Raw genomic sequence first — 9232 nt, 5'->3', positions numbered from 1 at the left:
TGCCCCCCGAAGCTCAGCGAATGCAGATGATCTCGACGCGGCGGTTGCGGGCCATGCCCTCGGCCGTGGCGTTCGAGGCAATGGGCATCCGCTCGCCATAACCGCGCACATCGGCAATCCGCGCGCCAACCGATTTGGCCACCCGCGCCACCTCGTTGGCGCGCCGCAGCGAAAGACGCAGGTTGTAGTCGTCGCTCGCGCGGCTGTCGGTATGACCGACGATGATGTAGGCGGTCGCGCCTGCGGTGCGGAAGAAATCCTCGAGGCGCGCCCTGGCGCCGCGGCTGAGCCTGTAGCTGTCGGTCGCGAAGAGCGTGTCGGAGTTCATGACCGCGCAAGTGTTGACGCGCCGGCATACAGGGATTCCCTCGCGGGTGACATGGGGCGTCATGTACCCCTCCCAGCCGTCATCCATCACCCAGTGCTCACAACCGTCGGGATCGATCCAGATGGTCGGGATGTATGACTCGCCGACAATGGCACGCCGCCCGCCCGTCTCGTCAGCCCAGGCTGACACCGCCGTGAACCCGGCCAGCGCAACCGCCGCCGCCAGCCCCCCTTTCCGTATCGCAATGATCTTGCCCATCGCCTTTTCGCCCTCTCCCTGCTGCCTTTCAGGCGCCGCGGGCATTACCGCATTTTGTCGCCTGTGCCGAAAACCTGCCCACAGGATATGGATGACTTTAACAAGTCTTGGTGCAAAGGGAAGAGGTTTTACAACATCTCGTCACATCGCAGCGGCACGCCGGCCAGGCTCGGGTCAAGGCCATGCCCCGCGCCTTGTCCGATGTGGACGATGAGAGACAGGGGTTTCGGGAGCTGCCCCGCCGGCGACGCGACGTCCCGGCTAGGCGAGCTCGCCGGCAAGCGAATGCGATGCGCTCGCTGTGATGCGCACCGGCCGAATGTCACCGACGGCAATGTCGCCGCCGCTGACATGGACGGCATGGAGATGCGGCGACTTGCCCACCATCTGGCCCGCCATGCGGCCGGGCTTCTCGAACAGCACCTCGAGCGTGCGGCCGACCATCTCCTGCTGGACCTCGCGCTGTTGCGCCTCGAGCAGCGCCTGCAGTCGCGTGAGCCTCTCGGAGGCGACCTCGGGCGCCACCTGTGCACGCTCGGCCGCGGGCGTGCCGGGCCGCGGCGAATAGCGGAAGGAGTAGCACTGCCCGTAGCGCACCTCGCGCACGAGCGCGAGCGTGGCCTCGAAATCCTCTTCCGTCTCGCCGGGGAAGCCGACGATGAAGTCGCCCGAGATCAGGATGTCGGGCCGCGCGGCGCGGATGCGTTCGATGAGGCGAATGTAGCTTTCGGCCGTGTGCTTGCGGTTCATCGCCTTGAGGATGCGGTCAGACCCCGACTGCACCGGCAGATGCAGATAGGGCATGAGCTTCTCGACCTCACCATGCGCGGCGATCAGGTCATCGGTCATGTCGTTCGGGTGGGAGGTGGTGTAGCGGATGCGGGCAAGGCCCTCGATCTCGGCCAACGCGCGAATGAGCCGCGCAAGGCTCCAGTCTTCTCCGTCGGGGCCGATCCCGTGATAGGCGTTCACGTTCTGGCCCAGAAGCGTGATCTCGCGCACCCCGCGCGCCACCAGATCGCGCGCCTCGGCCAAAACCCGCTCCACCGGGCGGCTGACCTCGGCACCGCGCGTGTAGGGCACCACGCAGAAGGCGCAGAACTTGTCGCAGCCCTCCTGCACGGTCAGAAAGGCCGTGGGGCCGCGGCTTGCCTTCGGCCGAGCGCCCAGGTGCTCGAACTTGTCCTCGGCGGGAAAATCGGTGTCCACCACCGCGCCGCCGGCGCGCGCACGCGCCTCGAGCTCGGGCAGGCGATGATAGCTTTGCGGCCCCACGACGAGATCGACAAGCGGTTGGCGGCGCAGGATCTCCTCGCCCTCGGCCTGCGCCACGCAGCCCGCCACGCCGATTTTCAGATCGGGGTTGGCGGACTTCAGCGGCTTGAGCCGGCCAAGCTCGGAATAGACCTTTTCGGCCGCCTTCTCGCGGATGTGACAGGTGTTGAGCAGGATCAGATCCGCCTCTTCGGGCGTATCGGTCAGCGCGTAGCCCGACGGCGCCAGCGCCTCGGCCATGCGCTCGCTGTCATAGACGTTCATCTGACAGCCATAGGTGCGGATGTAGAGCTTGCGTTCGCCGGTCATCGTCACAGGGCCTTGCCGATGGACGCCCTTCAGATGGGCGCCTTTGGAATGCGCGGGGCCTACATCACCCGCAGCCCCGCCGCAACGGTTGATAGGCTGGGGCGTTTCGTGGGAAATTCAACATGCGGGCAGTATCAAGAACCAGAACATGCGCTATCAGAGCCTGGAAGCCTTTCTCACCGACGGTCGCAGGGCACTGGCCAAGGGGCCGGTGGCGCTCGTCTTCGCCGAAGACCTCGTCGAGGTCGATTCCACGATTCGGCACCACCTCAACACGGGTTTCGCCGAGCTTGTGCTCTTTGCACCGATCGAGCTGCGGCTCTCGCGGCTTCTGGAGGAGCAGGTGCATCGGGTCGATCTGCACGTGACCACGACTGCGCTGCTTGTCGATACGGTCAACCGGGTGATCGCGGCCGCCCCGAACGTCTGGCTCTATTACTGCTACAATGCCGAATATCTCTTCTTCCCCTTCTGCGAGACGCGAAGCGTGGCCGAGATGCTCGCCTTCCATGCCGAAGAGCGGCGCGAGGCCATGTTGACCTACGTCATCGACCTTTACGCCGGCGACCTCGAGCGCCACCCCAACGCGGTGTCGCTCACCGATGCTTGCCTCGACCGCACCGGCTACTACGCGCTATCCCGCCACGGCGAAAACGGCCCCAAGGAGCGCCAGCTCGACTTCTATGGCGGTCTCAGATGGCGCTTCGAGGAACATGTGCCGAAGGACCGCCGCAAGATCGACCGCATCAGCCTTTTTCGCGCGAAAAAGGGGCTGCATCTGCGCACCGACCACACCTTCGACGAGGAAGAGTACAACACCTACGCCTGTCCGTGGCACAACAACCTCACCGCCGCCATCTGCTCGTTCCGCACCGCCAAGGCGCTGAAGACGAATGCCGGCTCGAGCTTCGACATCCGCACCTTCCGGTGGCACAACTCGGTGCCGTTCGAGTGGTCCTCGACGCAGCTGATGAATCTGGGGCTGATGGAACCGGGCCAGTGGTTCTGAGCGCCCCTGGCCCCGAGCACCATCAGCGCCGGCGCAGGCGGATCACCACATCGACGCGCGCAACCGCCGCACCTTCCGGCGGCGGGGGCAGGCGGGCGATGTCGAGTTCGTCGGCGGGCGCATCGACCAGCTGTCCGTCATCTTCCCAGTAGAAGTGCGGATGATCATCGGTGCGGGTGTCAAAGTAGCTGCCGCGCCCGTCAACCGTGACCTCGCGGATCAGCCCCGCCTCGCAGAAGGCGCGCAGCGTGTTGTAGACGGTGGCGAGCGAAACCGTGTCACCCGTTTCGGCGCAGGCGGCATGCAGGCTTTCGGCCGTGACATGCCGGTCACGGCCGTCGCCGATGAGAAGTGCTGCCAGAACCTGCCTCTGGCGCGTGGGCCTGAGCCCACCCGCCTCAAGCCATTTCCTGCCGCGTTCCTGCCATGCCTCGTCGAGCGCCATGCCGGCCCCTCCTTGAAACGCGAATATAGGCGGCGCAGCAGATGATTTTCAATCGCAAAGCCGCGCTGCCATGCCACGGGGCGCCGGGCCTGGCCGCTATTGCAGAGTTCGCGCCGCCGGTGATAGACGGAGGCCGGTTGAGCCGCAGGTTGATCCGGAGGGGGACGGCATGTCTGCATTTCCGAGCAGTTTCGACAAGGAAGGCCTTTTGGCCTGCGCCCGCGGCGAGCTCTTCGGACCGGGCAATCCGCAGCTGCCGATGCCGCCGATGCTCATGCTCGACCGCATCACCGAGATCTCGGATGACGGCGGCGCACATGGCCGCGGCCATGCCGTGGGCGAATTCGACATCCACCCGGATCTGTGGTTCTTCGAATGCCATTTCGTGGGCGACCCGGTGATGCCGGGCTGCCTTGGGCTTGACGGGCTCTGGCAGCTTACCGGTTTCTCGCTCGGCTGGCGCGGCATGACGGGGCGCGGTCGCGCGCTCGGCGTGGGCGAGGTGAAGTTCACCGGCATGATCACGCCCGTCAACAAGCTCCTGCGCTACGAGATCGAGTTCACCCGGGTCATCGACCGGAAGCTCAAGCTCGGCATTGCCAACGGCCGCATTCTGGCCGACGGTGAAGAGGTGTTCACCGCCGAGAACATGAAGGTCGGCCTGTTCACCGACTGACACCCCGACCATTCGCCGGGCCGCAAGGGATAGTTGCACATGCGCCGCGTCGCCGTCACCGGACTTGGGATCGTATCTTCGATCGGCAACAATGCCGATGAGGTCGCCGCCAGCCTCAAGGCCGGCCGCTCGGGAATCGTATTCGCGCCCGATTACGCCGAGCGCGGCTTCCGCTCCTGCGTGAAGGGGGCGATCGACATCGACCCCGCCGAGCACATCGACAAGCGGCTGCTGCGCTTCATGGGCCCGGGCGCGGCCTACGCCTACATCGCCATGCGCCAGGCCATCGAGGACTCCGGGCTCACCGAGGCGGAGGTGTCGAACCCGATGACCGGCCTCATCGCAGGCTCGGGCGGGCCGTCAACCTCGGCGATGTTCGCCGCCCACCAGACGGTAGTGGAGAAGGGCAGCCCCAAGCGCATCGGCCCTTTCGCCGTGCCCAAGTGCATGTCGTCCACCGTCTCCGCCAACCTCGCGACCGCCTTCGCGATCAAGGGCGTCAACTTCTCCATCACCTCCGCCTGCTCGACCTCGCTGCACTGCATCGGCATGGCCGCCCAGCAGATCGCGCTTGGCGCGCAGGACATCATGTTCGCCGGCGGCGGCGAGGAGCTTGACTGGACGCTGTCCTGCCTCTTCGACGCGATGGGCGCGATGAGCTCGAAATACAACGACACGCCCGAGCGCGCCTCCCGCGCCTTCGACGCCGACCGCGACGGCTTCGTGATCTCCGGGGGCGGCGGCATCGTGGTGCTCGAGGATCTCGAGCGCGCCCGTGCCCGCGGCGCGCGCATCTATGCCGAGGTCACGGGCTTCGGCGCCACCTCGGACGGTCATGACATGGTCGCCCCCTCCGGCGAGGGTGGCGAGCGGGCGATGCGGCTGGCGCTCAAGACCCTGCCCGAGGGGCGGCGGGTGAGCTACATCAACGCCCACGGCACCTCCACGCCGGTGGGCGACGTGGGCGAGGTGGAGGCGGTGCGCCGCGTCTTCGGCGAGGGCCAGACGCCGCCGATCAGCTCCACGAAGTCGATGACCGGCCACAGCCAGGGCGCGGCCGGCGCGCAGGAGGCGATCTACTGCCTTCTGATGCTGCGCGACGATTTCATTGCGCCCTCGATCAACATCGAGCATCTCGACCCAGCGATCCGCCCCGGAGAGATCGCCACCGAAACAATCGAAAACGCAGGGCTCGACACGGTGATGACCAACAGCTTCGGCTTCGGCGGCACCAACGGCTCGATGCTCCTTTCCAGATACGAGGGATGACGCAGCATGGCTGAGCTGATGCGGGGGAAGCGCGGGCTGATCATGGGCGTCGCAAACGACCGCTCCATCGCGTGGGGAATCGCCAAGGCGATGGCGGCGGAGGGGGCGGAGCTCGCCTTCACCTATCAGGGCGACGCCTTCGGCAAGCGTGTCAGGCCCTTGGCCGAAAGCCTCGGGTCCGAATTCCTGATGGAATGCGACGTGATGGATCCCGGCGAAATGGACGCCGCTTTCGCCCGGCTGCGCGAGGAGTGGGGCAGGCTCGATTTCGTCGTCCACGCCATCGCCTATTCCGACAAGGCCGAGCTGCACGGCCGGTTCATCGACACCACGCTCGAGAACTTCCGCAACTCGCTGTCGATCTCCTGCTATTCCCTGATCGACGTGGCCCGCCGCGCCCGGCCGCTGATGAGCGAGGGCGGCACCATCCTGACGCTGACCTATCAGGGATCAAACCGGGTGACGCCCTATTACAACGTCATGGGCGTGGCCAAGGCGGCGCTGGAATCGGCCGTGCGCTACCTCGCCAATGACCTCGGCCCGGAGAAGATCCGCGTCAACGCCATCTCGCCGGGGCCGATGAAGACGCTGGCAGGTGCGGCCATCGGCGGGGCGCGCAAGACCTTCCGCCACACCGAGATGAACGCGCCGCTCGGCAGCAACGCCACGCTCGAGGCGGTTGGTGGCACGGCGGTCTATCTCGCGTCGGACTATGGCGCCTGCACCACCGGCGAGATCATCCACGTGGACGGCGGCTATCACGTCCTCGGCATGCCTCAGGCGCAGAACCTCTGACCGCCCCGCGAACGGGCCTGAAAAAGGCCCGTTCCACGGCCCGCGCCCGACGCCGGCAGCCGGGGACCTCGTATTGAGGCTCAGAACGGCCAGAAGACGGGGATGAGCGCCGAGGCGATCAGCCCCACCGACAGGTTGAGCGGGATCCCCACCTTGAGAAAGTCGGTGAAGCGGTAGCCGCCGGGGCCGTAGACCAGCATGTTCGTCTGATAGCCGATGGGCGTGGCGAAGGATGCCGAGGCGGCAATCATCACCGCCACCACCAGCGGGCGCGGTTCGATCCCCATGGTGTTGGCAAGTGCTATCACCACCGGCGTCATCACCGCGGCAACGGCGGCGTTGGAGACGAGCTCGGTCAGCACCGAAGTCACCAGATACACCGCCCAGATCAGGAAGAACGGGTGCAACCCGACAAGTTGCGGGGCAAGCGCATCAACGATCATCTGCACCGCACCCGTATGCTCGAGGCCGGCACCGATGGCGAGCATGGCCAGGATCAGTGCCAGCAGCCTGCCATCAACCAGCGAGAAGGCCTCCTCGGCATCCACGCAGCGCGCCACCAGCACGAAGGCCATGGCGATGACCGCCAGGGCGAGGATCGGGGCGGTGCCGAGGGCTGCGAGAATGACGAGGCCGGCGAGTGCTGCCACCGCCAACGGCGCCTGCGCACGGCGATAGGCCCGCTCGCTGGGGCGCGAGACATCGAGCAGATCCATTTCCGCGGCGAGGCGCTGGATATCTTCCGGCGCTCCCTCGAGCAGCAGCGTGTCACCCACCCTGACCACGAGATCGTCAAGCTGACGGCCGATGTTCTCGTCGCGGCGGTGCACCGCAAGCGGATACACGCCATAGCGCCGACGCAGCCGCAGCGAGCCCAGCGTGCGCCCGACCATGCGGCAGCCGGGAGTGATCAGGACTTCAACCGTCGTGGTCTCGCGCGAGCCGAGCGGGTTCACCGGCTTCAACGCCTTCTCCTCGCGCAGGCTCAGAAGCTCGGCCATCTCGGTGCGCAGCACCACCCTGTCGCCCGCGCGCAGCTTCACCCCGTCGAGGTTGCGCCTGAGCGAGACATCTCCACGGATCACGTCGATGAGCCGCACGCCCTCGCGGCTGAACAGCTCCACCTCCCGCACCGGCTGGCCGATCAGCGGGCTGTCCTGCGGAATCACCACTTCGGTGAAGAACTTCATCCGTTGCCGCCCGCCGAGCAGGGTGGCCATGCTCGACCGCTCGGGCAGCAGGCGGCGGCCAAAGAGCCAGAGGTAGAGCATTCCCCAGGCAACCAGCACCGCCGCCAGCGGGGTGATCTCGAAGATGGAGAAGGGCCTCAATCCATGCGTCCGGGCCAGTCCGTCGACCAGAAGGTTCGTGGAGGTGCCGATCAGCGTGAGCGTGCCCCCCAGAACCGCCGCATATGAAAGCGGGATGAGCAGTTTCGAGGCGGCCACCCCCAGCCGGCGGGCCAGCTGCACGAAAACCGGAATCATCACCAGCACGACCGGCGTGTTGTTGACGAAGGCCGAGGTGAGAATGACGAGACCCATCAGACTGGCAATGGCAAGGCGCGGGTTCGAATCGGCGCGGGTCTCGGCCAGCCGGGTGAACCACGACAGCGCTCCGGTGCGCACCAGCGCCCCCATGACGACGAACATCGCCGCGATCGTCCAGGGGGCGGGGTTGGCCAGCACCTCGCGCCCGGCCTCGTAGGGCAGAAGCCCGAGGAACAACATCACCGCCACGCCGGCGATGGCGGTGACCTCCGGTGGAAACGTCTCGCGCAGGAACAGGACGAACATTCCGGCGACGATGCCGAGCGCGAGAACCGCCTGAAGGGAAGGGGCAAGGGGAAGATCAATCACCTTGGCAGGATTCCTCTGCTGGGGCTCGCGCGGCTGTCGGGGCTGTTGCGAAGCGGCACCATCTAGCCACGCGGCGCCCCCCGCGGCAAGCGCGCACGCCCGCTCACGTCAACCTCGGGCGCACCAGCGTCATTCCGGTCAGAATGAGCGCCATGGCCAGCCAGGCCGAGGCCGGGTAGCGCTCGCCGAGCAGAAGCATTGCCCACAGGACGCCGAAGCCAGTGACGAGATAGGCCACCTGCGCGGCGAAGACCGCGCCGGCCCGCCGCACGACCGCGAAATAGCCCGCATAGACGACGGCATGGATGACCGAAGACACCACCAGCGCCGCATCCCCCGCTGTCCAGTGCGGCGCCAGCTCGAACCAGGTTCCCGTGGCCAGCGTCAAGGGCAGCATGCCAGCCGCACCGACGATGCTCGCGCCGAAGAGAAGCTGCACCGGGTCGAGCCCCGCAGTTCCGAAACGGGCGATGAGGTTGCCTTCGAAGGCGTAGCAGAGCGGCGCCAGCGCGGCGAGCAGCACGAAGGCGCCCGCCGCCGCCCTCGGCAGGCCCGCGCCGGGCAGGACGAGCACGGCCACCCCGGCCAGCCCGAGCGCGAGACCGGCGGCGCGGACGCGCTCGAAGCGGTCGGCCCCCAACGCGATCGCGACCGGCCAGGCGAAGATCGGCACCATCGAGGTGACGATCGAGATGATCCCGGCAGGCAGATGGATCGCCGCCGTGTAGCCCGCCGAATTGGGCAGGATGGTGCCCAGAAGCGCAATCACCGCGAACCAGCCCATCCGCCCGGCCGAGAGGCCGGGCAGCCTGCCCCTCAGGGCGAGCACCGCGCCAAGGATGAGCGCCACGATCACCTGCTGCCAGAACACCATCCCGAGCGGATGCAGCCCCGCCGTCACCGCGATCTTGGCGAGCGGCTGTGTGAGCCCCCAGCCCGCACCGATGACGAGCAGCGCGGCCACGTGGATGGGCTGCGCCGCGGCGACTTGCCTGCCGGCGCGCATGTC

9 protein-coding genes are annotated in these 9232 nt (G+C 67.0%); 4 read left to right on the top strand and 5 right to left on the bottom strand.

Going from position 1 to position 9232, the window contains the following annotated elements:
- Positions 1-13 precede the first annotated feature (13 nt).
- Both BLQ14_RS07120 and miaB read right to left on the bottom strand, forming a co-directional pair.
- Positions 14-586 carry an OmpA family protein gene (locus BLQ14_RS07120; RefSeq protein ID WP_092500207.1) on the bottom strand — a complete coding sequence of 191 codons (573 nt, stop codon included), beginning with the start codon at positions 584-586 and terminating at the stop codon, positions 14-16.
- A 261-nt stretch (positions 587-847) separates the two neighbouring features.
- Entirely contained in the window at positions 848-2170 is a 1323-nt protein-coding gene (gene miaB / locus BLQ14_RS07115; RefSeq protein ID WP_092499639.1) for a tRNA (N6-isopentenyl adenosine(37)-C2)-methylthiotransferase MiaB, read from the bottom strand.
- A 148-nt stretch (positions 2171-2318) separates the two neighbouring features.
- On the opposite strand from miaB, the gene BLQ14_RS07110 reads away from it, so the two are divergent.
- Positions 2319-3179, top strand: a complete 861-nt coding sequence (locus tag BLQ14_RS07110; protein WP_092499637.1) for a hypothetical protein — start codon at positions 2319-2321, stop codon at positions 3177-3179.
- 22 nt (positions 3180-3201) lie between these two features.
- Here BLQ14_RS07110 and irrA read toward each other — a convergent pair whose 3' ends face one another.
- On the bottom strand, positions 3202-3624 hold the full coding sequence (gene irrA / locus BLQ14_RS07105; protein WP_092499635.1) for an iron response transcriptional regulator IrrA: 423 nt from the start codon (positions 3622-3624) through the stop codon (positions 3202-3204).
- A gap of 169 nt (positions 3625-3793) precedes the next feature.
- Here irrA and fabA point away from each other — a divergent pair, with 169 nt between their 5' ends.
- Genes fabA through BLQ14_RS07090 form a run of 3 tightly spaced genes read left to right on the top strand, consistent with a single transcriptional unit; the run spans position 3794 to position 6364 of the window.
- Positions 3794-4300 (top strand): bifunctional 3-hydroxydecanoyl-ACP dehydratase/trans-2-decenoyl-ACP isomerase, encoded by a 507-nt coding sequence (gene fabA / locus BLQ14_RS07100; protein ID WP_092499633.1) that lies wholly within the window; start codon positions 3794-3796, stop codon positions 4298-4300.
- A gap of 39 nt (positions 4301-4339) precedes the next feature.
- Complete coding sequence (fabB, locus tag BLQ14_RS07095; RefSeq protein ID WP_092499631.1) at positions 4340-5569, top strand: beta-ketoacyl-ACP synthase I; 1230 nt, start codon at positions 4340-4342, stop codon at positions 5567-5569.
- A gap of 6 nt (positions 5570-5575) precedes the next feature.
- A complete protein-coding gene (locus BLQ14_RS07090) occupies positions 5576-6364 on the top strand; it encodes an enoyl-ACP reductase FabI (RefSeq protein ID WP_092499629.1) in 789 nt (262 codons plus the stop codon).
- 80 nt (positions 6365-6444) lie between these two features.
- Here the strand turns inward: BLQ14_RS07090 and BLQ14_RS07085 are convergent, their stop codons facing one another.
- Together BLQ14_RS07085 and BLQ14_RS07080 are read right to left on the bottom strand one after the other, a co-directional pair.
- Positions 6445-8160 (bottom strand): SLC13 family permease, encoded by a 1716-nt coding sequence (locus tag BLQ14_RS07085; protein WP_092500206.1) that lies wholly within the window; start codon positions 8158-8160, stop codon positions 6445-6447.
- Positions 8161-8326: 166 nt separating this feature from the next.
- Positions 8327-9229, bottom strand: a complete 903-nt coding sequence (locus BLQ14_RS07080) for a DMT family transporter (RefSeq protein ID WP_092499627.1) — start codon at positions 9227-9229, stop codon at positions 8327-8329.
- Positions 9230-9232: the final 3 nt, after the last annotated feature.

Origin of the sequence: Meinhardsimonia xiamenensis, from assembly GCF_900102905.1 — a bacterium.
Classification (GTDB): domain Bacteria; phylum Pseudomonadota; class Alphaproteobacteria; order Rhodobacterales; family Rhodobacteraceae; genus Meinhardsimonia; species Meinhardsimonia xiamenensis.
The sequence above is the reverse complement of the archived record's forward strand: the minus strand, read 5'-3'. Positions and strand labels throughout refer to the sequence as shown.